Annotated in this window: 22 protein-coding genes; 9 read left to right on the top strand and 13 right to left on the bottom strand. The window is 59.0% G+C overall.

Features of this window, described 5'->3' with window-relative positions; all coding sequences use genetic code 11:
• Nucleotides 1-83 precede the first annotated feature (83 nt).
• Nucleotides 84-467 (bottom strand): helicase, encoded by a 384-nt coding sequence (locus ACM6J5_RS27080; RefSeq protein ID WP_414929674.1) that lies wholly within the window; start codon nt 465-467, stop codon nt 84-86.
• A gap of 372 nt (nt 468-839) precedes the next feature.
• On the opposite strand from ACM6J5_RS27080, the gene ACM6J5_RS27075 reads away from it, so the two are divergent.
• The 3 genes from ACM6J5_RS27075 (at nt 840) to ACM6J5_RS27065 (ending at nt 3510) form a co-directional block, all read left to right on the top strand.
• On the top strand, nt 840-2189 hold the full coding sequence (locus ACM6J5_RS27075) for a DUF6861 domain-containing protein (RefSeq protein ID WP_414929673.1): 1350 nt from the start codon (nt 840-842) through the stop codon (nt 2187-2189).
• An 11-nt stretch (nt 2190-2200) separates the two neighbouring features.
• A complete protein-coding gene (locus ACM6J5_RS27070; protein WP_414929672.1) occupies nt 2201-2818 on the top strand; it encodes a GAD-like domain-containing protein in 618 nt (205 codons plus the stop codon).
• A 74-nt stretch (nt 2819-2892) separates the two neighbouring features.
• Nucleotides 2893-3510, top strand: a complete 618-nt coding sequence (locus tag ACM6J5_RS27065) for a GAD-like domain-containing protein (RefSeq protein WP_414929671.1) — start codon at nt 2893-2895, stop codon at nt 3508-3510.
• A 126-nt stretch (nt 3511-3636) separates the two neighbouring features.
• Here the strand turns inward: ACM6J5_RS27065 and ACM6J5_RS27060 are convergent, their stop codons facing one another.
• The 3 genes from ACM6J5_RS27060 to ACM6J5_RS27050 form a co-directional block, all read right to left on the bottom strand.
• On the bottom strand, nt 3637-3912 hold the full coding sequence (locus ACM6J5_RS27060; protein WP_003195589.1) for an HU family DNA-binding protein: 276 nt from the start codon (nt 3910-3912) through the stop codon (nt 3637-3639).
• Nucleotides 3913-4106: 194 nt separating this feature from the next.
• The gene (locus ACM6J5_RS27055) at nt 4107-5255 is read right to left on the bottom strand and encodes an NAD(P)/FAD-dependent oxidoreductase (RefSeq protein WP_095943412.1); all 1149 of its coding nucleotides are present in this window, start codon (nt 5253-5255) and stop codon (nt 4107-4109) included.
• Between the two features lie 18 nt (nt 5256-5273).
• Entirely contained in the window at nt 5274-5444 is a 171-nt protein-coding gene (locus ACM6J5_RS27050; protein ID WP_007995385.1) for a rubredoxin, read from the bottom strand.
• 199 nt (nt 5445-5643) lie between these two features.
• On the opposite strand from ACM6J5_RS27050, the gene ACM6J5_RS27045 reads away from it, so the two are divergent.
• Together ACM6J5_RS27045 and ubiA are read left to right on the top strand one after the other, a co-directional pair.
• Complete coding sequence (locus ACM6J5_RS27045; protein WP_095943413.1) at nt 5644-6207, top strand: chorismate--pyruvate lyase family protein; 564 nt, start codon at nt 5644-5646, stop codon at nt 6205-6207.
• Complete coding sequence (gene ubiA, locus ACM6J5_RS27040) at nt 6207-7097, top strand: 4-hydroxybenzoate octaprenyltransferase (protein ID WP_095943414.1); 891 nt, start codon at nt 6207-6209, stop codon at nt 7095-7097. Before ACM6J5_RS27045 ends, ubiA begins: the two co-directional genes overlap by 1 nt.
• 60 nt (nt 7098-7157) lie before the next feature.
• Here ubiA and ACM6J5_RS27035 read toward each other — a convergent pair whose 3' ends face one another.
• A complete protein-coding gene (locus ACM6J5_RS27035; RefSeq protein ID WP_095943415.1) occupies nt 7158-7541 on the bottom strand; it encodes a hypothetical protein in 384 nt (127 codons plus the stop codon).
• Nucleotides 7542-7694: 153 nt separating this feature from the next.
• On the opposite strand from ACM6J5_RS27035, the gene phoB reads away from it, so the two are divergent.
• The 3 genes from phoB to ACM6J5_RS27020 all read left to right on the top strand — a co-directional run bounded on the left by phoB (nt 7695) and on the right by ACM6J5_RS27020 (nt 11216).
• The gene (phoB, locus tag ACM6J5_RS27030) at nt 7695-8384 is read left to right on the top strand and encodes a phosphate regulon transcriptional regulator PhoB (RefSeq protein ID WP_095943416.1); all 690 of its coding nucleotides are present in this window, start codon (nt 7695-7697) and stop codon (nt 8382-8384) included.
• An 80-nt stretch (nt 8385-8464) separates the two neighbouring features.
• Nucleotides 8465-9751: a phosphate regulon sensor histidine kinase PhoR gene (phoR, locus tag ACM6J5_RS27025; protein WP_256589043.1), complete on the top strand. Its 1287-nt coding sequence runs from the start codon at nt 8465-8467 to the stop codon at nt 9749-9751.
• A 124-nt stretch (nt 9752-9875) separates the two neighbouring features.
• Complete coding sequence (locus ACM6J5_RS27020; RefSeq protein ID WP_095943418.1) at nt 9876-11216, top strand: hemolysin family protein; 1341 nt, start codon at nt 9876-9878, stop codon at nt 11214-11216.
• A 114-nt stretch (nt 11217-11330) separates the two neighbouring features.
• On the opposite strand, the gene ACM6J5_RS27015 is transcribed toward ACM6J5_RS27020, so the two are convergent.
• The 8 genes from ACM6J5_RS27015 to ACM6J5_RS26980 all read right to left on the bottom strand — a co-directional run bounded on the left by ACM6J5_RS27015 (nt 11331) and on the right by ACM6J5_RS26980 (nt 22063).
• Nucleotides 11331-12227 (bottom strand): peptidoglycan DD-metalloendopeptidase family protein, encoded by an 897-nt coding sequence (locus ACM6J5_RS27015; protein WP_095943419.1) that lies wholly within the window; start codon nt 12225-12227, stop codon nt 11331-11333.
• A gap of 206 nt (nt 12228-12433) precedes the next feature.
• Complete coding sequence (locus ACM6J5_RS27010; RefSeq protein ID WP_095943420.1) at nt 12434-13336, bottom strand: response regulator; 903 nt, start codon at nt 13334-13336, stop codon at nt 12434-12436.
• Between the two features lie 169 nt (nt 13337-13505).
• Complete coding sequence (gene phoU / locus ACM6J5_RS27005) at nt 13506-14267, bottom strand: phosphate signaling complex protein PhoU (protein ID WP_057712724.1); 762 nt, start codon at nt 14265-14267, stop codon at nt 13506-13508.
• A gap of 121 nt (nt 14268-14388) precedes the next feature.
• Complete coding sequence (gene pstB / locus ACM6J5_RS27000; RefSeq protein WP_095943421.1) at nt 14389-15222, bottom strand: phosphate ABC transporter ATP-binding protein PstB; 834 nt, start codon at nt 15220-15222, stop codon at nt 14389-14391.
• Between the two features lie 174 nt (nt 15223-15396).
• Nucleotides 15397-17067 (bottom strand): phosphate ABC transporter permease PstA, encoded by a 1671-nt coding sequence (gene pstA / locus ACM6J5_RS26995; protein ID WP_095943422.1) that lies wholly within the window; start codon nt 17065-17067, stop codon nt 15397-15399.
• Between the two features lie 16 nt (nt 17068-17083).
• On the bottom strand, nt 17084-19117 hold the full coding sequence (locus tag ACM6J5_RS26990; RefSeq protein ID WP_191628367.1) for an ABC transporter permease subunit: 2034 nt from the start codon (nt 19115-19117) through the stop codon (nt 17084-17086).
• A gap of 411 nt (nt 19118-19528) precedes the next feature.
• The gene (locus ACM6J5_RS26985; RefSeq protein WP_095943424.1) at nt 19529-20530 is read right to left on the bottom strand and encodes a phosphate ABC transporter substrate-binding protein PstS; all 1002 of its coding nucleotides are present in this window, start codon (nt 20528-20530) and stop codon (nt 19529-19531) included.
• A gap of 234 nt (nt 20531-20764) precedes the next feature.
• Nucleotides 20765-22063: an MFS transporter gene (locus ACM6J5_RS26980; RefSeq protein WP_056726831.1), complete on the bottom strand. Its 1299-nt coding sequence runs from the start codon at nt 22061-22063 to the stop codon at nt 20765-20767.
• A 363-nt stretch (nt 22064-22426) separates the two neighbouring features.
• Between ACM6J5_RS26980 and ACM6J5_RS26975 the strand changes: the two genes are divergently transcribed.
• The gene (locus ACM6J5_RS26975) at nt 22427-22831 is read left to right on the top strand and encodes an acyl-CoA thioesterase (RefSeq protein ID WP_007942704.1); all 405 of its coding nucleotides are present in this window, start codon (nt 22427-22429) and stop codon (nt 22829-22831) included.
• Nucleotides 22832-22899: the final 68 nt, after the last annotated feature.

Genomic DNA, 22899 nt, shown 5'->3' with positions numbered 1-22899 from the left:
AGGCTCGCTCCCACAGGATTCAGGTGATCCCTGTGGGAGCGAGCCTGCTCGCGATGAATATCACTCGGTCAACCTGAAAGACCTCAAGCCTTGGGCTTGGCCTTCTTCGGCTTCAAATACTTGGTCAGCCCCTGGAACCAGATCACCAGCGCCGGGTTGCCCTTGATCTGAATCGACTTGTCCTGAATCCCCGTCATGAACGCTAGCTGCTTGTTCTTCGCCTGCATCGTGGCAAAGCCGTACGCGGCGTCTTTAAAGGCAATCGCAAACGCAGGCTCGGCATGCACACCCGATTGGCTGGTGATGCGCTGGTCCTTCACGCGGAAATACCGCGCCACTTTCCCGTCCAGGGTCTGCAACTGAAACACCAGGTCCTTGTCACCCAACTGCTGTTGAAACGCCGGATTGGTCCGGCTGGCCTTACCCATCAACAAACCCAGCATCCACAGCAGAAAACGAAATTTCATGCGCACAGCCTCAAGAGAAAAATGAACGGCCGGGGCAGTGTAGCGACTTACAAACAGAACGCCACCATCGAGTTACGTTAGAAGACGATCAATATGATTTCTCGCATGATGACCACCAAGTCACGATTGTTAACGTCCCGGCGCCAGCTCCCACTCTTCCCGAGGTCATGCATCAAGACACAGATTCAGTTACAAGATTAACGCGCGTTTTTGCTAATCACCGATGTAACAATATGAAATCGAGGATGTCTCTGGCTTGGGCAACAGAGCCTTCCCATATCAATACCTCCAACACATTGTCAGCATATTTCAGCAAGGGCCGCCGGGATTATCGGCCCACCAACGGGCGAACTGTCAGGGAGACACATTCGAATGTTTGTATGGCACATGGTGCCCACGTGGCAAGAAATCGAAAACCGTATAACCCATGAAATGGGCTACCAGGGAGGAGCCACCTATCGCACGCAGTTCAACGAGCGTGCCCCCTCCGTCTCTCTCAATATCCGTCGAATCAACAGTGTCAGGTCTGCGTTCAACCGCGCCGAATGGGAAGCAGATCGCTTATTGAGGCAACGCTTCTCTGACCTCGACATCTCCAGCATCCTCAAAGAACTGATCGAAGTCATCGCTCAAATGGCAATGATCGTCGCGGGCAGTGCGATGACCGGAGGGGTAATCGGAGCGGGCGCAGGCGTATTCTTAGGAGGCGCCGGTGCCATTCCCATGGGTGCCGCTGGCGCCGCGATGGGGATGCAAGTCAGCACCTGGATACTGGGGATGCTCGGCCTGTCGTCCATCACTGAGTTTTTCGCCGAGGGTTTGCCGCGCATTGGCGAATATTACCTGCAAGGCATCGCCATCGCGTGGAACGGCCTACGCGGCGAGAGGGGGTTGAACCCGTTCAGCCAGGACGAGCCTTTTGCCGAAGACAGGGCTGTCCATCACATCGCACTGGGTCATGTGGAAGTTGTCGTCCTGCTGCTGGGCGCCATCGTTGCTTACATCACTCGCGGTCGAGGCAATGCAAACGTCCTTGCCCAGGAAATGCGAGCAAGCCCCAAAGGGGCACGGCTGGGCGAATGGATGCTCAAGCATGAAGAGGCACTGAAAAAACGACCGGACCTGCAAACCGCAGGGCCGCGCAGAGGTGCACTCAGCCCGCAGGAGCCTGCGCCGCCAGCACATCGCCCACCCGGAAAAGACAAAGACTCGCCCCGTGACAAACCGAACGCCATGCCGCTTCATAAAGTCGAATGCTTCAAAGCGGACAAGATGCCAGCGTCTAAAATCGGAGAGTTCGAGCGGCAGTTGAAGGGGCAAGAGGACGGACTGAATCGGCTGACGGTTGATGAGTATCTGGAGAATATTGCTAATCCGGTGAAGCGTAGTCGGGCGGCTGCCAAGCAGGCTCGCAACACTTTACAAACCAACCTGCAAAGACGGTTCAACGAAGAATTTTTGCAAACGATGGGTGCCAAAGCGGCGAAAGCAGAGAGTATAAAAAAAGCCAAGGAAACAATGTCAAACCTTGCGGGCCTGCATAATCCTGATTTGAGTGCCGGCGGCAAAGATATCATTGCGGACTTCGGTGATCGACAAGTCAACTCCAGTATTGGCCCTCAGTGGAGACCAAAAGTTGCAAGTTTAAAAAATGCTGCGGAAGCAGTACCAACGCCTTTACGTGGACAAACATATCTCAATGTCAATCTTCATAAATGTTAAGGGGAAAAAGAATGGATGAGACATTTTCCGTTTTTTTGGAGACGCTTGGCGGACCCATTGATCGTCAAGAAGTCCCGGTTTCAAGTATCGAACGCTACAGGGGCAAGCTACCCAATCAATTGCTGGAGTACTGGGCCGAGCACGGCTGGTGCGGTTACGGTGATGGGATTTTTTGGATAGTGAATCCTCAGGAATACGAAGGGGTCGTAGCGTCCTGGCTTGAGGGGACGAAGTTTGAAGCCATTGATACCTACCACCTGATTGCTCGCAGCGCCTTTGGCGATTTGTACCTCTGGGGTGAAAAAACGGGAGCCTCCCTCGATATAACAAGCCACCTTTCTCGTTACGCCACACACACGTCTATATACACAGGAGAGCAAATGGGTAAGGGGCTTCAGGCCTTCCTGTTGTCGATCGAAGTGGACTCCAACGACTACGGCGACCTGTTCAAACCCGCAAAGAAAAAGCTCGGAACCCTGCGTCACGACGAGATGTACGGCTTTGTTCCAGCGCTGATGTTCGGCGGCCCGGATACTCTCGATCATCTAGAGAAGGTGAAGGCGGTGGAGCATCTGATCCTGCTGTCTCAGATCACCGAGCTTCAGCCCTATAGTTTTTCAGACCTTTAAGGCAGATGGCAGGAAGCAGATTTCAATGAAATCACCGATCAGTGATCTGATGCTTACAGAGAAGAAGGTTTCGCGTGGACAAAATATTTGCCCGTTTTTTAGAGAAGTTTGGCGGGGCCGTTGATCGGCAGGAAGTCCCAGCATCAAGTATCGATCGTTATAGAGGCAAGCTGCCCAATCAGTTATTGGAATACTGGGCCGAACACGGCTGGTGCAGTTACGGTGATGGGATTTTTTGGATCGTTAATCCACAAGAGTACGAGGGGGTAGTGGCATCCTGGATTGGAGGGACAAAATTTGAAGAGCGGGACGTCTACCACCTGATTGCCCGAAGTGCCTTTGGCGACTTGTATCTATGGGGCGAAAAAACGGGAGCCTCTCTTAAAATAACTAGCGTGCTTTCTCGATGTGTTTTTAGTAATTTCGAAATTACGAGTGAAGAGATGGACAGAGAACTACAAGGTTTTCTGCTTTCCCGGAATGTCGACTCTAACGACTACGGCTACCTGTTCAAACCCGCAAAGAAAAAGCTCGGCACCCTACGCCACGACGAAATGTACGGCTTTGTTCCAGCGCTGATGTTCGGCGGCCCGGACACCCTCGATCATCTGGAGAAAGTGAAGGCCGTGGAGCATCTGATCCTGCTGTCTCAGATCACCGAGCTTCAGCCCTATAGTTTTTCAGACCTTTAAGCCAGATTTCAGGGGGACGGATTTCAACGAGCTCTGTTAACCCCCCCACAAAAAATGGGCACCCAACCCTGGTTGGCGTGCCCATTTTTTATTCCACTCCCCCGCGACGCGGGAGGTGAAGACGGATTACGGATTAACGCTGTCTTTCAACGATTTGCCTGGCTTGAACGCAACGGTGTTGCTGGCCTTGATTTTGACGGGTTCACCGGTTTGCGGGTTTTTGCCGGTGCGGGCACCGCGATGGCGTTGCAGGAAGGTGCCGAAGCCCACCAGCGTCACGCTGTCTTTGCGGTGCAGGGCACCGGTGATTTCTTCAAGAACGGCGTTGAGAACGCGGTTGGCTTGCTCTTTGGTGAGGTCTGCCTTTTCAGCAATGGCTGCGGCGAGGTCTGGTTTACGCATGTGAGTGAAGCCCCTTTGACGGTTTGTTGTTGTTATGTCCGTGCTGCCCTCTATGGAGCAGCGCCAAAAGCGCCGCAGATGCTCTACTCTGCGGCAGACGGGAGTGAGGATGGCACGCAGTGAGGCCCCGCGCCAGTATCGGCGCGGCCATTGTTAGGGCAAAAGGGGGGTGATTCCGACAGAACGACCGGTATTTATGCCAACAGGGCCGGAAGCTCTTTGTTCAGGGCCAGTTTTTCCATCACGGCGGCACCGGTGAGGGCGTAACCGAGCAGCTTGCCGGCGGCATCGCGACATAAAACCTTGATGTCGGCGCCCTGCCCTTCGACTGTCCAGATGCCCTCAGCGCCCCGTGGCGGCGGGGACACCACCAGCGGGCAGACCGGGGTTTTGACGGTAATCGGCATCGGGCCATAGGTGACGGCGGTCGGGTTGCCGGCCAGGGTTTGCGCCAGCGCCCTCGCACAGCTCATCAGGGGCATCACGTACAGCAGGTTCAGCCCGTCAACCTCGGCGCAGTCGCCCAGGGCGTAGATGTTGGCGTGGGAGGTCTTCAGGTGCCGATCGACCATGATGCCGCGGCTGACCTGCAAACCGGCCGCTGCCGCCAGGTCGACGCGCGGGCGCAGGCCAATGGCTGAGACCACCACGTCGCACGGGATCACCTGGCCATCGGACAGGTGCGCTTCCAGGCCGTCAGCCACGCGTTGCAGGCGGTTGAGTACCGGGCCGAGATGGAAGCGCGCGCCGAGGCTTTCGAGGCCTGCCTGCACCGCAGCGGCGGCCGCCGGGTGCAGCAGGGTCGGCATGACTTGTTCGCACGGCGCAACCAGCTGCACTTCGTAGCCGCCCAGGGTCAGGTCGTTGGCAAACTCGCAGCCGATCAGGCCGGCGCCGAGCAGCAGCACGCGGCGCTTGCCGGTCGCCGCCGCACGGAAGCGTGCGTAGTCTTCCAGGTCGTTGATCGGGAATACGCAGTCCGCCGCATCGCCTTCAATGGGCACCCGCACGGTTTCGGCGCCCCAGGCCAGGATCAGGTCGCGGTAGATCACCGCTTCTTCACCGATCCACAGGCGCTTGTGGCCCGGGTCGATGCCGCTGATGCGCGTGTGGGTGCGTATTTCGGCCTTGAGCTGTTCGGCCATGGCGCCGGGTTCGGCCATGCTCAGGCCGTCGGCATCCTTGTTTTTGCCAAAGCCAGTGGAGAGCATCGGCTTGGAGTAGGAGCGCCCGTCATCGGCGGTAATCAACAGCAGCGGGGTTTCGCTATCGAGTTTGCGAAACTCGCGGGCCACGTTATAGCCCGCCAGGCCGGTGCCAATGATGACGACAGGTGCGTTCATTCCTTACTCCTCAATTATTCAGGCAGCGATTTCGATCATTTCAAAATCCATTTTGCCCACACCGCAGTCCGGGCACAGCCAGTCTGCCGGGACGTCTTCCCAACGGGTGCCCGGCGCAATGCCGTCATCCGGCCAACCGTCGGCTTCGTTGTAGATCAGGCCGCAGACAATACATTGCCACTTTTTCATCAGGTACTTCCTCAGGGTTCAGGCGTTTTGCCGGCCGGACGGTCGATGGTTGCAGCACTGCCGTCCAACTCAGCGCGTTTTGTACTGATCGGGGCCGTCGGATGCAAGCCTGTTCGGCGCAACGGCAGGCCATTTCAATCGATATCGGCGGCTGACATGTTAAGCTCGCCGCCTCATTTGCTGCCAATAATGACTCATTGTGCATCACACAGAATCCCCCTCTCCAGCTCCTCTCTGGCTCTCGCGCAGCGAACTGACGCCCCTCCCCGATGCCACCACCCTCGACTGGCTATTCGATGAAGGCTCGCTGACCAGACGTCTGATTCATCTGTCGAATGACGCCTTCAGCGTCTCGCCGATGTTCGAAGGCTGGCAGCCCCTGCGTGCCGACGAATGCGCCGCACTGGACCTGGCCGATGGCAGTGAGGGCTGGGTGCGCGAGGTGTATTTGCGCGGTCATGGCCAGGCGTGGGTATTTGCGCGCAGCGTGGCGTCACGCAGTGCCTTGCAAGGCGACGGCTTGCACATGGACGAACTGGGCAGCCGCTCGCTGGGCGAATTGCTGTTTTGCGATCAGGCCTTCCAGCGCCGGGCCATCGAGGTTTGCCATTATCCTCAAGCGTGGCTGCCCGCCGAAGTGCAATCGCCTGGGCTGTGGGGCCGCCGTTCGCGCTTTGATCGCGGTGCGCTGAGCGTGCTGGTGGCCGAAATTTTCCTGCCTTCCCTGTGGGACGCCGCCTGCGCCCAATCGGAGAACCGTTGATGTACCAGAGCCTGCTCAAGTCCTTGAACCGCTTGAACCCTCGGGCCTGGGATTTCATTCAGCTGACCCGCATGGACAAGCCGATCGGCATTTACCTGCTGCTCTGGCCAACGCTGTGGGCGCTGTGGATTGCCGGCAAGGGTTCGCCGTCCCTGGCCAACATTGTGATTTTCGTCCTCGGCGTGGTGCTGACCCGCGCCGGCGGCTGCGTGATCAACGACTGGGCGGACCGCAAGGTCGATGGTCATGTGAAGCGTACCGAGCAGCGACCGCTGGTGAGCGGCAAGATCAGCTCCAAAGAGGCGCTGGTGTTCTTCGCATTGCTGATGGGCGTGAGTTTCCTGCTGGTGCTGTGCACCAATGCCGCGACCATATGGCTGTCGTTTGGCGGTCTGGCGCTGGCATTCAGTTACCCGTTCATGAAGCGCTACACCTATTACCCGCAAGTGGTGCTGGGCGCCGCATTTTCGTGGGGGATGCCGATGGCGTTCACTGCGGAAACCGGTGAATTGCCGGCTGTCGCGTGGTTGCTGTGGATCGCCAACCTGATGTGGACCGTGGGTTACGACACGTATTACGCGATGACCGACCGCGATGACGACCTGAAGATCGGCGTGAAATCCACGGCAATCCTGTTCGGCGACGCAGACCGGGTGATCATCCTGACCCTGCAAGGGCTGGCACTGGGCTGCCTGCTGCTGGCGGGGTCGAAGTTCGACCTTGGTGGCTGGTTCCACCTCGGATTACTGGTGGCGGCGGGCTGCTTTGCCTGGGAATTCTGGTACACCCGCGGCAAAGACCGGATGCGTTGCTTCAAGGCGTTTTTGCACAATCACTGGGCGGGATTGGCGATTTTCATCGGGATTGTGCTGGATTACGCGCTGCGTTGACCGATAAAAAGATCGCAGCCCTGGGTAGCTGTACCCTAAGGCTGCGATCTTTTTGCGGTATTACATATGCTCGCGAACAACGTGCCAGACGTCTTTCTTCTTGTCACCCGTCATGTCTCCAGGTTTTTTGTCGTCCTCGTAGTAGTACAGCGGCTTGCCGTCATAGGCCCATTGCATCTTGCCATCGTCACGCTTGATGACTGTCCATTTACCTTCGGCCTTGGCACCCGCCGGCGCCATCATTGGCGGCCAGTATTTGGCGCAGTCGCCGTTGCACATCGACTTGCCGCCCGTGTCCTTGTCGAAGGTGTACAGAGTCATCCCTTTGTGGTCGGTCATCATGCCGTCCTTCATCATCGCCGGTTCAGCGGCGAAGGCCATCGAAGGCAATGCCAGGGCAGCAGCCAACAGCAAGGCCTTGAGGGATTGCGAGTGTAGATTCATTTGAAGCCTTCCTTTGTGGTTGTCAGGATTCGGACTTAAAGCTTAGCCCAGGATCCAGCCAATCGCCGGTCGACTAAAATACTGTCACACGACTGCAATAATTCCGTTATCTAATGCGGCGCAAGACAGTTAAATGACAAGAGGAATAACGGCATGGTTGGCAGGAGCATTCTGATCGTCGACGACGAAGCGCCTATTCGCGAAATGATCGCCGTTGCGTTGGAAATGGCCGGCTATGACTGCCTGGAGGCTGAAAACTCCCAGCAGGCCCACGCCATTATCGTCGACCGCAAACCAGACCTGATCCTGCTCGACTGGATGTTGCCCGGCACTTCCGGCATCGAGCTGGCCCGTCGCCTCAAGCGTGATGAACTGACCGGGGACATCCCGATCATCATGCTCACCGCCAAGGGTGAAGAGGACAACAAGATCCAGGGTCTGGAAGTCGGCGCCGACGACTACATCACCAAGCCGTTTTCCCCCCGCGAGCTGGTCGCACGCCTGAAGGCCGTTCTGCGCCGTGCCGGTCCGAGCGATGGCGAAGCGCCAATCGAAGTCGGCGGCCTGCTGCTGGACCCGATCAGCCACCGCGTGACCATCGACGGCCGTCCCGCCGAGATGGGCCCGACCGAATACCGCCTGCTGCAATTCTTCATGACCCACCAGGAGCGCGCCTACACGCGTGGCCAGTTGCTGGATCAGGTCTGGGGCGGCAACGTCTACGTCGAAGAGCGTACTGTTGACGTGCACATTCGGCGCCTGCGCAAAGCCCTCGGCGATGCTTACGAAAATCTGGTACAAACCGTGCGCGGCACCGGTTACCGCTTTTCTACCAAAGCCTGACCCGGACCTTCACCGCCCGACAAGCTGACAAGGACGCGCGTCAAGTGAACCAAAACTGGCATGGCACCCTGATTCGCCACATGCTGCTACTGGTCACCGCCTGCCTGGTGATCGGCCTGATCACCGGCTATTACGGCTGGAGCCTCGCCGCGGGCCTGGGTCTTTACCTGGCCTGGACCCTCAAGCAATTGCTGCGTCTGCACGAGTGGTTGCGCCTGCACAAACCCGATGAAGCACCACCCGACGGCTATGGCCTGTGGGGCGAGGTGTTCGACAGCATCTACCACTTGCAACGCCGTGACCAACGAGTACGTGGGCGCCTGCAAGCGGTGATCGACCGGGTTCAGGAATCCACCGCGGCGCTGAAAGACGCAGTGATCATGCTCGACACCGATGGCAACCTGGAATGGTGGAACCGCGCCGCCGAAACCCTGCTGGGCCTCAAGACCCCGCAGGACAGCGGTCAACCGGTGACCAACCTGGTGCGCCATCCGCGCTTCAAGGAATACTTCGAGCAGGACAGCTACGCCGAGCCGCTGGAAATTCCTTCGCCGACCAACGACCGCGTGCGCATCCAGCTATACATCACCCGTTATGGCAACAACGAACACTTGATGCTGGTGCGCGATGTGACGCGCATCCATCAGCTTGAGCAAATGCGCAAAGACTTCATCGCCAACGTTTCCCATGAACTGCGCACGCCGTTGACGGTGATCTGCGGTTACCTGGAAACCTTGCTCGACAACGTCGACGAAGTGAACCCGCGCTGGGGCCGTGCCTTGCAGCAGATGCAGCAACAAGGCGGACGCATGCAGACCCTGCTCAATGATCTGTTGTTGCTGGCCAAGCTGGAAGCCACCGATTATCCGTCGGACAACCAGCCAGTGCCGATCGACGGCTTGCTGCAATCGATCAAGAGCGACGCGCAGCAGTTGTCCGGTCAGAAAAACCAGAAAATCACCCTGGAAGCCGATCCGACGATTCTGCTCAAGGGCAGCGAAGCGGAGTTGCGCAGCGCGTTTTCCAACCTGGTGTTCAACGCGGTGAAATACACCCCGGCCGAAGGCAATATCCGCATTCGCTGGTGGAGCGATGACCAGGGGGCGCACCTGAGCGTGCAGGATTCCGGGATCGGCATCGATGCCAAACACCTGCCGCGCCTGACCGAACGTTTCTATCGCGTCGACTCCAGCCGCAACTCCAACACCGGGGGCACCGGCTTGGGGCTGGCGATCGTCAAACACGTCCTGTTACGACATCGGGCACGGATGGAAATCAGCAGCGTACCGGGCCACGGCAGCACCTTCACCTGCCACTTTGCCCCGGCCCAGGTCACCAAATCCCGGGTTATCAGCACCGCTGACTGATACCGGTCAGCACGCGCCACTAGGCAACTGGCCAGTCAGCCGCTACATTGGCTGACTTGCGCCTGCCTTTCAGGCGCGGTTTTTTACTTCCCTCTCGAATATACGGAACCCGCAAAACTCCATCATGGACCCTTCCCCTGGTTTGACCCTCGCTACCATTTTCGCCGACTTCGGCATGATTCTTTTTGCTCTGATCCTGGTTTTGCTCAACGGATTTTTCGTTGCGGCGGAATTTGCCATGGTCAAGCTGCGCTCGACCCGGGTCGAGGCCATCGCTGACAAAAACGGCTGGCGCGGGCACATCCTGCGTACCGTGCACAGTCAGCTCGATGCCTATCTCTCGGCCTGTCAGCTCGGTATCACCCTCGCCTCCCTGGGCCTGGGCTGGGTCGGTGAACCTGCGTTTGCGCACCTTCTGGCGCCTGTACTGAGTGCCGTGGGCGTAGATTCCGCTGAAGTGGTCAAGGCTGTTTCATTCTTCACCGCGTTCTTCATCATTTCCTACCTCCACATCGTGGTCGGCGAACTGGCTCCCAAATCCTGGGCGATCCGCAAACCCGAGTTGCTGTCGCTGTGGACCGCCGTGCCGCTGTACCTGTTCTACTGGGCCATGTACCCGGCCATCTACCTGCTCAACGCCAGCGCCAACCAGATCCTGCGCATCGCAGGCCAAGGTGAGCCCGGCCCGCATCACGAGCACCACTACAGCCGTGAAGAACTGAAGCTGATCCTGCACTCCAGCCGTGGCCAGGACCCGAGCGACCAAGGCATGCGCGTGCTGGCCTCGGCGGTGGAAATGGGTGAACTGGAAGTGGTCGACTGGGCCAACTCCCGCGAAGACCTGGTGACACTGGAGTTCAATGCGCCACTCAAGCAGATCCTGGCAATGTTTCGTCGCCACAAGTTCAGCCGCTACCCGGTGTACGACAGCGAACGTCAGGAGTTCGTCGGCCTGCTGCACATCAAGGATCTGCTGTTGGAACTGGCGGCGCTGGACCACATTCCCGAGTCGTTCAACCTGGCCGAACTGACTCGCCCGCTGGAGCGCGTGTCGCGGCACATGCCGCTGTCGCAGTTGCTGGAACAGTTCCGCAAGGGCGGCTCGCACTTCGCCGTGGTCGAAGAGGCCGATGGCAATATCATCGGCTACCTGACCATGGAAGACGTGCTGGAAGTGCTGGTGGGCGACATCCAGGACGAACACCGCAAGGCCGAGCGCGGGATCCTCGCGTATCAGCCGGGCAAGCTGCTGGTGCGGGGCGATACGCCGCTGTTCAAGGTTGAACGACTGCTGGGCATCGACCTCGACCACGTCGAAGCCGAAACCCTTGCCGGGCTGGTCTACGAGAGCCTCAAGCGCGTTCCCGAAGAGGAAGAAGTGCTGGAAGTCGAAGGCCTGCGGATCATCATCAAGAAGATGAAAGGGCCGAAGATCGTCCTGGCCAAGGTGTTGATGCTGGACTGATCGAGATATCCGGATTCGAGTCGATACCATCGCGAGCAAGCTCGCTCCCACACTGGAATGCATTTCAACAGTGGGAGCGGGCTTGCCCGCGATGGCGTCAGACCAGACAACGCCTCACTGCTTACCCAACGCAAAGTTGGGCAGCGCGCTGACCGGCTGGTTGAACTGGTATGGAATCGACACCAGTCCCAGCCCGGTATTGCGCTGCACCACGAAGTGCAAATGCGGCCCGGTGCTGTTGCCGGTGTTGCCGGACAACGCCAACGCACTGCCGACCGTTACCCGCTGACCTTCCCGAACGCAGACCGAGCCTTTCTTCAGGTGCAGGTAAACACTCATGGTCCCGTCATCGTGTAGCACCCGTACGAAATTACCGGATGCATCGGTGCCGCGTCCGCTCTGCCTGTTTTCGGTTTTCACCACCACCCCGCCTCGCGCGGCAATGATCGGTGTGCCCTCAGGCATCGCGATGTCTATGGCGTAACGGCTCTTGGGCCCGAAGTGGCTGTAGGGGCCATTGGCGCCCTGACTGATCCGGAACGGCCCGCCACGCCAGGGCAACGGATACCGATAGCCCACCGTGGGCCCTGAGGGGTCGCCCAGGGAGTATTTGAACTTTGGAACATACGCGAGGGGCCTTCCACCTTTAGTCGCCGTAAGCTGCGCCAGGCGAACGCTGCTGCGCAGCGGTATCACGCGCCGAATCGTCCCTCCCGGCACACCGTTGGCGTTCTTCACCCCGGCAAAACTCAATTCGACTTCTACCGGCGCATACAGGTCATTGCGTACGTACACGCTGTGCACGCCGTTCTTCTTCATGATGACGAGGCGCACCTGACGCTCAAGGTGCTCGACCATGCCATCGCGAAAAACGAACACATGGGCGCCTTTGCTGGGGCGGTCGCTGTAGGAAACCACGCCATAGGCATCTTTGGATTTGTAGATGGTCATGGCCATGGCCGAAGTGGCGACCATGAGCAGGCCACATAAAAGCATCAGGCGCGTGAACATGAGCAAGGATTCTGTCGAGTGAGATCTGGGATTGAGCCTAGCAGCTGCAATGGACCCGGGTAGTCGGCAGATGTTTCAGAAAAGGTGTTCAGCAGATGTGCGGTATCAGTGATGACCCCTTCGCGAGCAGGCTCGCTCCCACAAGGAAACGCATTCCAATGTGGGAGCGAGCCTGCTCGCGAAAGCGGACTGTCAGGCGACGCGCCTCAAGCGCCAGGAATGAAGTGCTTCTGCGCCGTACCCCGCGCAATCAGGCGCGAAATGTAATCGAGCTTCTGCGCATCCTGGTCGACAAAGCGGAAGGTCAGCTGCAGCCAGTCGCTGTCGGGCTTCGGTTCGTGGGCCACGACGGCGTGCAGGTAACCGTTGAGGCGGGCGATCTCGGCGTTATCGCCCTGCTCCAGATCCAGCACGGCGCTGTCGAGGATCTGCGGCAGGGTCTCGGTACGCTTGATCACCAACAGGGCTTCCTTGAGGCTCAAGGCCTTGATCACGCATTGTGCGATACCGTTCGGCAAACGCAGTTGACCCTGGCCACGGCCACTGGTGGGTGCCGAAGAGGCCGCAGGCGCCTTGACCGGCGGGCTGCTGAGCAAGCCTTTGGACGGTGCGGGTGCGGCCGTTGGCGTGACGACGGGCGCCTTGCCGCCAGTCAGGGCGGCGAGGGAGTCGTTAGCGAATGCAGGGCTGGTCTTGGTCGCGGCCACGTTGATCAAGGCGTCGAGTTTGCCGACCTTGTGCAGCGCCTGCTTGACCTTGGTGATCAACTGTTCGTTGGTGAACGGCTTGCTGACGTAACCGGAAACACCGGCCTGGATCGCCTGGACAACGTTCTCCTTGTCACCACGGCTGGTCACCATCACGAAAGGCATGGCCTTGAGGCTGTCTTGCTCGCGGCACCAGGTCAACAGTTCCAGGCCGGACATTTCCGGCATTTCCCAGTCGCACAGGACCAGGTCGAAGGCTTCCTTGGCCAGCATGGCCTGAGCCTTTCTGCCGTTGATCGCATCTTCGATCCGCATGCCCGGGAAATAATTGCGCAGGCACTTTTTCACCAGGTCACGAATGAACGACGCGTCGTCCACGACCAACACACTGACCTTACTCATCCAAAACCCCTTTTAAAAATCCCGGCCAGCATACCGCCTTGCTGATGGCACATTGCCAAAAACCTTTCAGTCACGCCGGACTTTTCGTTCGCGGGGTGCTGCTTTTCGAATTCGTGAAGCGCAAACAAAAACGCCCGGCCAAAAGGCCGGGCGCTTTACTTGGGCAACCTTACTTATCGTCAGTTTTGCCCGGAACATTAGCGCTTTCGCCGGTTGTTCCTTCGACTTCTTCCTTCATGCGCTTAAGACCCAGGTGCCGCACGTCGGTGCCGCGTACCAGATAGATCACCAGCTCCGAGATATTGCGCGCGTGGTCGCCGATACGCTCCAGCGAACGCAGCACCCAGATAATGCTCAGAACCCGCGAAATGGAACGCGGATCTTCCATCATGTAAGTGGCCAGCTCACGCAGCGCGGTCTTGTATTCGCGGTCGATGATCTTGTCGTACTGCGCCACCGACAAGGCCAGTTCGGCGTCGAAACGGGCAAAGGCATCCAGTGCGTCGCGAACCATGTTGCGTACCTGGTCACCGATATGGCGCACTTCGACGTAACCGCGCGGCGCTTCGCCTTCTTCGCACAGCTGGATAGCGCGACGGGCGATCTTGGTCGCTTCGTCACCGATGCGCTCCAGGTCGATCACTGACTTGGAAATGCTGATGATCAGGCGCAGGTCGGACGCTGCCGGTTGACGACGGGCCAGAATGCGCAGGCATTCTTCGTCAATGTTGCGTTCCATCTGGTTGATCTGGTCGTCGATCTCGCGCACCTGCTGGGCCAGGCCGGAGTCGGCCTCGATCAGCGCGGTCACCGCGTCGTTGACCTGCTTCTCCACCAGCCCGCCCATGGCCAGGAGGTGACTGCGCACTTCCTCGAGCTCGGCGTTGAATTGCGCGGAAATGTGGTGGGTAAGGCCTTCTTTACTAATCATCTTTTTCGCTCCGCGAAAGTTGCAAGCTTCAAGCTGCAAGCTTCAAGCAGTTATGTACAAGTCCTGGAATCGCACCGGTTCTTTCTTGCCGCTTGCAGCTTGTAGCTCGCGGCGGCCTCAACTAGCCGTACCGACCCGTGATGTAGTCTTCGGTCTGCTTCTTCGCCGGATTGGTGAACAGGGTGTCGGTGTCGCCGAACTCAACCAGCTTGCCCATGTACATGAACGCCGTGTAGTCGGAAACCCGCGCGGCCTGTTGCATGTTGTGGGTCACGATGACGATGGTGAACTTGGATTTCAGTTCGTAGATCAGCTCTTCGACTTTCAGGGTGGAGATCGGGTCGAGTGCCGAGCACGGTTCGTCGAGCAGCAGTACTTCCGGCTCAACGGCGATGGTGCGGGCGATCACCAGACGCTGCTGCTGACCACCGGACAGGCCCAGTGCCGACTCGTGCAGACGGTCCTTGACCTCGTCCCACAGCGCCGCGCCTTTCAACGCCCACTCAACGGCTTCGTCGAGCACGCGCTTCTTGTTGATGCCCTGGATGCGCAGGCCGTAGACCACGTTTTCGTAGATGGTTTTCGGGAACGGGTTGGGCTTCTGGAACACCATGCCGACGCGACGACGCAGCTCGGCCACGTCTTCGCCCTTGCGGTAGATGTTGTTGCCGTACAGGTTGATCTCGCCTTCAACACGGCACCCGTCAACCAGGTCGTTCATGCGGTTGAAGGTACGCAACAGCGTCGACTTGCCACAGCCGGACGGACCGATGAAGGCGGTCACGCGCTGTTTCGGGATGTTCATGCTGACGTCGAACAGCGCTTGTTTATCGCCGTAGAACAGGCTCAGGCCCGGCACTTCGATGGCTACGGTTTCCTGTTCGAGATTCAGGCTCTGTTTGTCGCGACCCAGGGCCGACATGTTGATGCCGTGGGTATGTGCTTCGTGCTGCATGGGAGGCTCCCTGTGCTAACAAATTCGGTTCGTTTTCCGCTGGCCTTGGCCTGCGGTTACACAATTCTTACTGTAGGAGCGAGCTTGCTCGCGATGGTCGTTCAGACACAGAAAATGTGTCGGATGTACCTTCTTCGCGAGCGGGCTCGCTCCCACAAGGTCCGCGCCGACCAATTAGCTATCCAGCGCCTTGTACTTCTCGCGCAGGTGGTTACGGATGTACACCGCCGACAGGTTCAATGTCGCGATCACCAGCACCAGCAGCAGCGCCGTGGCGTACACCAGCGGTCGTGCGGCTTCGACGTTCGGGCTCTGGAAGCCGACGTCATAGATGTGGAAGCCCAGGTGCATGATCTTCTGGTCCAGGTGCAGGTACGGGTAGTTACCGTCCACCGGCAGCGACGGCGCCAGTTTCACTACACCCACCAGCATCAGCGGCGCCACTTCACCCGCGGCGCGGGCCACGGCGAGGATCATGCCGGTCATCATCGCCGGGCTGGCCATCGGCAGCACGATCTTCCACAAGGTTTCAGCCTTGGTCGCGCCGAGGGCCAACGAGCCTTCACGCACGGTGCGAGGAATCCGCGCCAGGCCTTCTTCAGTGGCCACGATCACCACCGGCACCGCCAGCAGCGCCAGGGTCAGCGAAGCCCAGAGCAGACCCGGTGTACCGAAGGTCGGTGCCGGCAGTGCTTCCGGGAAGAACAGACGGTCGAGCGAGCCACCCAGCACGTAGACGAAGAAACCCAGGCCGAACACGCCGTAAACAATGGCCGGAACGCCCGCCAGGTTGTTCACCGCGATGCGGATCACCCGGGTCAGCGCGTTCTGCTTGGCGTATTCACGCAGGTACACCGCCGCCAGCACGCCGAACGGGGTCACGATCATCGCCATGATCAGGGTCATCATCACGGTGCCGAAGATGGCCGGGAAGATCCCGCCTTCGGTGTTCGCTTCACGCGGGTCGTCGCTCAGGAACTCCCAGACCTTGCTGAAGTAGAAACCGATCTTGGTGGTCGTGCTCATGGCGTTCGGCTGATAGGCGTGAACCACTTTGCCGATGCCGATCTCGACTTCCTTACCGTTCGCATCGCGGGCGGTCAGGCTGTCGCGGTTGAACTGCGCATGAAGATCGCTCAGGCGCGCTTCAACTTCCTGATAACGAGCATTGAGTTCGGCGCGCTCCGATTCCATGTCTGCTTGTGCAGTGGCGTCGAGCTTGCCATCCAGCTCCAGTTTGCGACTGTGCAAACGGATGCGCTCGAGACCGGCATTGATCGCGCCGATGTCGGTCTTTTCCAGGTTCTTGAGCTGTGCAGCCAGCTTGTTGACACGGTCGACACGGGCCTGCAACTCAGGCCATGCGGCTTCGCCTTCAGCGACAACCTTGCCATCCTGTTTGACGTTGACCAGGTAACCGTAGAAGTTGCCCCACTCACGGCGCTCGATGGCCATCAGCTCAGGCGGCGTCGTCTGCTTGGTCAGCCACTCGCCGACGATCCAGGTGAAGTCATTGCCGTTCAGGTCACGGTTGCCGACCTTGATCAGCTCGCGGGTCATGAACTCCGGGCCTTCGTCAGGCACCGGCAGGCCGGCGCTCTTCAGACGGGCACGTGGCACTTCTTCCTTCTGTACGATTTCGCCGATCACCAGGTGATTGGCCTGGCCCGGTACGTCGTAACTGGCATGCACCAGATCCGCCGGCCAGAAGTGACCCAGGCCGCGCACGGCAATCACTGCCAGCAGGCCAATGGTCATGATGACCGCGATGGACACCGCGCCACCGCTGATCCAGACGCCGGGGGCGCCGCTCTTGAACCATCCTTTCAAGGAGTTCTGTTTCACAGACTTCTACCTTTGCTTAAAGCGACGAGTATTTCTTGCGCAGACGCTGACGAATCAGTTCTGCGAGGGTGTTCATGACGAAGGTGAACAACAGCAGTACCAACGCCGAGAGGAACAGCACGCGATAGTGGCTGCCGCCGACTTCCGATTCGGGCATTTCCACTGCAACGTTGGCTGCCAGGGTGCGCAGGCCTTCGAACAGGTTCATTTCCATGACCGGGGTGTTACCGGTGGCCATCAACACGATCATGGTTTCACCGACCGCACGGCCCATGCCGATCATCAGCGCCGAGAAGATGCCTGGGCTCGCGGTGAGGATCACCACGCGGGTCATGGTCTGCCACGGCGTGGCACCGAGAGCCAGGGAGCCCAGGGTCAGGCCGCGAGGCACGCTGAACACGGCGTCTTCGGCGATGGAGTAGATGTTCGGGATGACCGCGAAGCCCATGGCCAGACCGACCACCAGAGCGTTGCGCTGGTCGTAGGTGATACCCAGGTCGTGGGAGATCCACATGCGCATGTCGCCGCCGAAGAACCAGTTCTCCATGAACGGGCTCATGTACAGCGAGAGCCAGCCCACAAACAGGATCACCGGGATCAGCAGCGCACTTTCCCACCCGTCCGGAACTTTCAGGCGGATCGACTCAGGCAGGCGGCTGAAAGTGAAACCGGCGACCAGGATGCCGATCGGCAGCAACATCAGCAGGCTGAAGATGCCCGGCAAATGCCCTTCCACATACGGCGCGAGGAACAGGCCGGCGAAGAAACCGAGGATCACCGTCGGCATCGCTTCCATCAACTCGATCACCGGCTTGACCTTGCGGCGCATGCCTGGGGCCATGAAGTACGCGGTGTAGATCGCAGCGGCGACGGCCAGTGGAGCGGCTAGCAGCATGGCGTAGAACGCGGCTTTCAGGGTACCGAAGGTCAGCGGCGACAGGCTTAGCTTGGGTTCGAAGTCAGTGTTGGCGGCGGTCGATTGCCAGACGTATTTAGGCTCGTCGTAGTTCTCGTACCAGACCTTGCTCCACAGCGCGCTCCACGAGACTTCCGGGTGCGGGTTATCGAGCAGCAACGGGTGCAACTTGCCGCCGGCCTCCACGATCACGCGGTTGGCACGAGGCGACAGCCCGAAAATGCCCTGGCCTTCAGCGACCGGCTCCACCAGCAAGGTGCGGTGGGCGGTGCTGTGGAACACGCCGAGCTGGCCGGAAGCGTCGAGGGCAATGAAGCCCTTGCGGCGTTCTTCGGCAGTGATTTCAACGATAGGCGTGGTGCCCATCTGGAAGGTGCGGATCTGCTTCAGGCGTTGTTCGCCATCCGGATCGCGGGCCATGAACCACTGGGCCAGGCCACCCTTGGAGTCACCGATGATCAGCGAGATACCGCCCACAAGTTGGGTGCTGGCGGTGACTTGCGCTTCACCGTCTTCAAGCAGTTTGTAGCGACCGTTGAGGCTCTTGTCGCGCAGGCTGAATACGTCGGCCTGGGCACGCCCGTTGACCACGTAAAGCCACTGCTGACGCGGGTCGACGAAGATGTTCTTCACCGGCTCGGTCATTTGCGGCAGTTCGATGCGCTTCTGCTCGTTGGTGACTTCGCCGGTCATCATGTTCTCTTCGCTGGTCAGCGACAGGACATTGAGTTGCGAACCGGTGGAGCCGACCAGCATCAGGGTCGAATCGTTGGCGTTGAGACTGACATGCTCAAGCGCACCGCCGGCTTCGTTCAGGGCGATTGGCGCTTCGCCATACGGGTACTCGACGGCTGGGGTGATGGTTTTCTTGCCCTCCGGGTAACTGACTTTATAGGTGTGACGGAACACCAGCGCCTGGCCGTTGGACAGGCCCACCGCCACCAGCGGGTGACCTGGCTGGTCTTCTCCGATGGAGGTCACGGTGGTGCCGGCCGGGATCGACAGATCGACGCGCTTCAATTCAGCGCCACTGTCGATGTCGAAGAACAATGCCTGGCCCTTGTCGGAAACCCGCATCGCAACCTGGTTCTGCTCTTCCAGGGAGATCATCAGCGGCTTGCCGGCGTCCTGCATCCAGGCTGGCGTGATGGCGTCCCTGGACGTCAGGCTGGCACCCTGGAACAGGGGCGCGACGACGTAGGCAAGGAAGAAGAAGATCAAGGTGATCGCGCCCAGAACAGCGAGGCCGCCAACGAGGACGTACCAGCGGGTCAGGCGATCTTTGAGCGCGCGAATGCGGCGCTTGCGTTGTAGCTCAGGCGTATTGAAATCAATTCGCTTGGGGGGATTAGTAGTCATGTTGGAATTGGCCAGATCATTCATGCGCACACCCTAGCGATCCTGTATGACAGAAAGATGACAATGCAGTGACGCAACAAATCCGCCGCTGACGGTAACCAGCAGTGGATAGAGAATTAGAGGTGTATGGGGGCGGCTCCTGCCGCCCCCATGTGAGTCCAGAGGGGTCACTCTAGACTCAATTTGTTACTTTTTTGCGACTTCAGCGCCGCCTTCCGCCAGACCCAGGTCAGCCAGAGCTTTGGCAGCTACTTTGGCTGGCAGTGGGATGTAACCGTCTTTCACTACGACTTCCTGACCCTGTTTCGACAGAACCAGTTTCACGAACTCGGCTTCCAGCGGGGCCAGAGGCTTGTTCGGGGCCTTGTTGACGTACACGTACAGGAAGCGGGACAGCGGGTACTTGCCGTTCAGGGCGTTTTCTTCAGTGTCTTCGACGAAGTCCTGGCTGCCTTTCTTGGCCAGGGCAACGGTTTTCACGCTAGCGGTCTTGTAACCGATGCCCGAGTAACCGATACCGTTCAGCGAGGAGCTGATCGACTGCACGACCGAAGCCGAACCTGGCTGCTCGTTCACGTTAGGCTTGTAGTCGCCTTTGCACAGGGCTTCTTCCTTGAAGTAGCCGTAGGTGCCGGATACCGAGTTACGACCGAACAGTTGAACCGGCTTGTTGGCCAGGTCGCCGGTCACGCCCAGGTCACCCCAGGTCTTGACTTCGGTTTTAGCGCCGCACAGACGAGTGGACGAGAAGATCGCGTCAACTTGCTCCATGGTCAGGTGCTGGATCGGGTTGTCCTTGTGTACGAATACCGCCAGGGCGTCCACTGCAACCGGGATAGCGGTTGGCTTGTAGCCGTACTTCTGCTCGAAGGCAGCCAGTTCGGTGTCCTTCATCTTGCGGCTCATCGGGCCCAGGTTGGAGGTGCCTTCAGTCAGCGCAGGTGGCGCAGTGGCGGAGCCAGCGGCCTGAATCTGGATGTTTACGTTCGGGTATTCTTTTTTGTAGTTCTCAGCCCAGAGGGTCATGAGGTTGGCCAGGGTATCGGAGCCGACGCTGGACAGGTTGCCCGACACACCAGTGGTCTTGGTGTAGCTCGGGATAGCAGGGTCAACAGCGGCAACCGCGTTGGCAGTCGCAACGCCAGCAGCGACAAAAGTCATTGCCGCCATCAAACGCTTCAGTTTCATGCCTTACTCCTAGCAGATAGGGTGTGTTATTCGGGGCCAAGTATCAGCAGGCCGTGTGAACACTCTATGGCTGAAATATGACAATTGGATGAAAGGCCAGTATTCGGGTTTTTACTGGATGATTCACGGCGCCCTCAGTCGCTAGCAGGCTAGCTCCCACAGTTGAAACGCATTCCAATGTGGGAGCTAGCCTGCTAGCGATGTGGCCTTTATAGACGATGTAAAAAGTCGAGATTAACGACCCTTCTTCCAGAGATATGCCCCCACCAGAATCCCGACCCCACACAGCACCGCCACATAATAAGCAGGCCCCATCGCACTCTCCTTGAGCAACAGGCTGACGATCATCGGCGTCAGGCCACCGAAAATCGCGTAGGCGACGTTGTAGGAGAACGACAGGCCGCTGAAACGCACCACCGGCGGGAAGGCCTTGACCATCACATACGGCACCGCACCGATGGTGCCGACCAGCAGACCGGTCAGGGCATACATCGGGAACAACCAGTCGGGATGATCGGCCAGGCTGTGATAGAAGGTCCAGGAGCTGGCAAGCAGCGCGGTACAGCCGATCACGAAGACTCGTCCCGCACCGAAGCGGTCGGCCAGTGCGCCGGCAATGATGCATCCAAAACTCAGGAACACGATCGCCACGCTGTTGGCCTGCAGGGACGTGGTTGGCGAGAAGTGATAGACCGTCTGCAACACCGTCGGGGTCATCAGGATCAACACCACGATGGCGGCCGACAGCAACCAGGTCAGCAGCATCGAAATGGCAATCGCGCCACGATGGTCACGCAGCACCGCACGCAACGGCACTTCTTCGGCCAGGGCCTTGCGCTGTTGCAGTTCGGCAAACACCGGGGTTTCGTGCAGCCAGCGACGCAGGTACACCGAGAACAGACCGAACACGCCTCCGAGCAGGAACGGAATCCGCCAGGCGTAATCCGCAACTTCCACCGGGGTATAGAGGCTGTTGATCGCCGTGGCAACCAGCGAGCCGAGCAGGATGCCCGCCGTGAGGCCACTGGTCAGGGTGCCGCAGGCGTAGCCGACATGCCGCTGCGGAACGTGCTCGGAAACGAAGACCCATGCCCCCGGCACTTCACCACCAATGGCCGCGCCCTGGATCACCCGCATCAGCAACAGCAGAATCGGCGCCCACATGCCGATCTGCGCGTAAGTCGGCAGCAAACCCATGATCAAGGTCGGCACCGCCATCATGAAAATACTCAGGGTGAACATTTTCTTGCGACCCAACAGGTCGCCGAAGTGCGCCATCACGATGCCGCCCAACGGCCGCGCCAGGTAGCCGGCGGCGAAGATACCGAAGGTCTGCATCAGGCGTAGCCACTCAGGCATGTCCGCCGGGAAGAACAGCTTGCCCACCACCGTGGCGAAGAACACGAAGATGATGAAATCGTAGAACTCCAGCGCGCCGCCCAAGGCAGACAGCGATAGAGTCTTGTAGTCGTTGCGGGTCAGCGGACGTGCGGGTTGGTCTGGCTGCGCGATGCTCGAGGGCGCTGTGGTCATGGCAAGGGCTTCTCTTATAGTCGGATCTGCAACCTCAACAACGCTGGCTGAGGTTTGGGCAGGTCCGGCACGATAGCAAATTGTTCGAAAAAGCACATAGAGGTGCGTTTTTGACAGTCAAAATGAGAACCGGACGGTCGTCGCGGAGTCTACCGACCGATATACTCAAAGCCTGCTCCGGTTTTTGAGGGGTTGCTGTGCGAAAGCGCCTGTCAGGTTCATAGGCGATTTCGCAGAGTTTCCCTTTAGGCGCCTGATGGAAAACGTGACGAACGTAGTATGTTCGGTGCTGAATCGTTTTTCCCGAAGACGGCTACCACCAGCAATACCAACGAAGAGTCACGGGTCAGAGGCACCCCCGGAATGATAGAGCTCGAACAAGAAGATCCGATCCCGCAAGGCGACCTGGCCCTGCAAATCACCGCGCTTCCTCGCGAAACCAACGGCTTTGGCGATATTTTCGGCGGCTGGCTGGTGGCGCAGATGGATTTGGCGGGCACCGCGATGGCCAGCAAGGTCGCCGGCGGGCGCGTTGCCACTGTTGCAATCGACCGCATGGCCTTTCTGGTTCCAGTGGCGGTGGGCGCTCAGCTCTCCTTTTATACCCAGGCCCTGGAAATCGGCCGCAGCTCGATCAAGATGATGGTCGAGGTCTGGAGCGACGATCCACTGTCCAGCGAGTGGCGTAAAGTGACCGAAGCGGTGTTTGTGTTCGTTGCCATCGACGGCAGCGGCCGCACCCGTTCGGTTCCGCCTCGGGCTCGCTGAAAGAGCTTCTAAACCTGGTAGCCGTTTTGCGGTCGATAGTCGTCCACGTTACTGATCGAGAGCTGTCC

Source organism: Pseudomonas sp. IT-P74, assembly GCF_949768175.1.
Classification (GTDB): Bacteria; Pseudomonadota; Gammaproteobacteria; order Pseudomonadales; family Pseudomonadaceae; genus Aquipseudomonas.
Note: the sequence above shows the minus strand (reverse complement) of the source record. Positions and strands in the feature narration are given on the sequence as shown.

Bases quoted from the DNA above. Each gene is read 5' to 3' on its own strand.
- ACM6J5_RS27020 (WP_095943418.1), top strand. From the start codon at position 9,876: ATGGACCCTTCCCCTGGTTTGACCCTCGCTACCATTTTCGCCGACTTC.
- phoB (WP_095943416.1), top strand. From the start codon at position 7,695: ATGGTTGGCAGGAGCATTCTGATCGTCGACGACGAAGCGCCTATTCGC.
- ubiA (WP_095943414.1), top strand. From the start codon at position 6,207: ATGTACCAGAGCCTGCTCAAGTCCTTGAACCGCTTGAACCCTCGGGCC.
- ACM6J5_RS26980 (WP_056726831.1), bottom strand. From the start codon at position 22,063: ATGACCACAGCGCCCTCGAGCATCGCGCAGCCAGACCAACCCGCACGT.
- phoU (WP_057712724.1), bottom strand. From the start codon at position 14,267: ATGATTAGTAAAGAAGGCCTTACCCACCACATTTCCGCGCAATTCAAC.
- ACM6J5_RS26985 (WP_095943424.1), bottom strand. From the start codon at position 20,530: ATGAAACTGAAGCGTTTGATGGCGGCAATGACTTTTGTCGCTGCTGGC.
- ACM6J5_RS27015 (WP_095943419.1), bottom strand. From the start codon at position 12,227: ATGTTCACGCGCCTGATGCTTTTATGTGGCCTGCTCATGGTCGCCACT.
- ACM6J5_RS27035 (WP_095943415.1), bottom strand. From the start codon at position 7,541: ATGAATCTACACTCGCAATCCCTCAAGGCCTTGCTGTTGGCTGCTGCC.
- ACM6J5_RS27060 (WP_003195589.1), bottom strand. From the start codon at position 3,912: ATGCGTAAACCAGACCTCGCCGCAGCCATTGCTGAAAAGGCAGACCTC.
- phoR (WP_256589043.1), top strand. From the start codon at position 8,465: ATGCTGCTACTGGTCACCGCCTGCCTGGTGATCGGCCTGATCACCGGC.
- pstB (WP_095943421.1), bottom strand. From the start codon at position 15,222: ATGCAGCACGAAGCACATACCCACGGCATCAACATGTCGGCCCTGGGT.
- ACM6J5_RS27050 (WP_007995385.1), bottom strand. From the start codon at position 5,444: ATGAAAAAGTGGCAATGTATTGTCTGCGGCCTGATCTACAACGAAGCC.
- ACM6J5_RS27010 (WP_095943420.1), bottom strand. From the start codon at position 13,336: ATGAGTAAGGTCAGTGTGTTGGTCGTGGACGACGCGTCGTTCATTCGT.
- ACM6J5_RS27070 (WP_414929672.1), top strand. From the start codon at position 2,201: ATGGATGAGACATTTTCCGTTTTTTTGGAGACGCTTGGCGGACCCATT.
- ACM6J5_RS27080 (WP_414929674.1), bottom strand. From the start codon at position 467: ATGAAATTTCGTTTTCTGCTGTGGATGCTGGGTTTGTTGATGGGTAAG.
- ACM6J5_RS26975 (WP_007942704.1), top strand. From the start codon at position 22,427: ATGATAGAGCTCGAACAAGAAGATCCGATCCCGCAAGGCGACCTGGCC.
- ACM6J5_RS27055 (WP_095943412.1), bottom strand. From the start codon at position 5,255: ATGAACGCACCTGTCGTCATCATTGGCACCGGCCTGGCGGGCTATAAC.
- ACM6J5_RS27075 (WP_414929673.1), top strand. From the start codon at position 840: ATGTTTGTATGGCACATGGTGCCCACGTGGCAAGAAATCGAAAACCGT.
- ACM6J5_RS26990 (WP_191628367.1), bottom strand. From the start codon at position 19,117: ATGCAGGACGCCGGCAAGCCGCTGATGATCTCCCTGGAAGAGCAGAAC.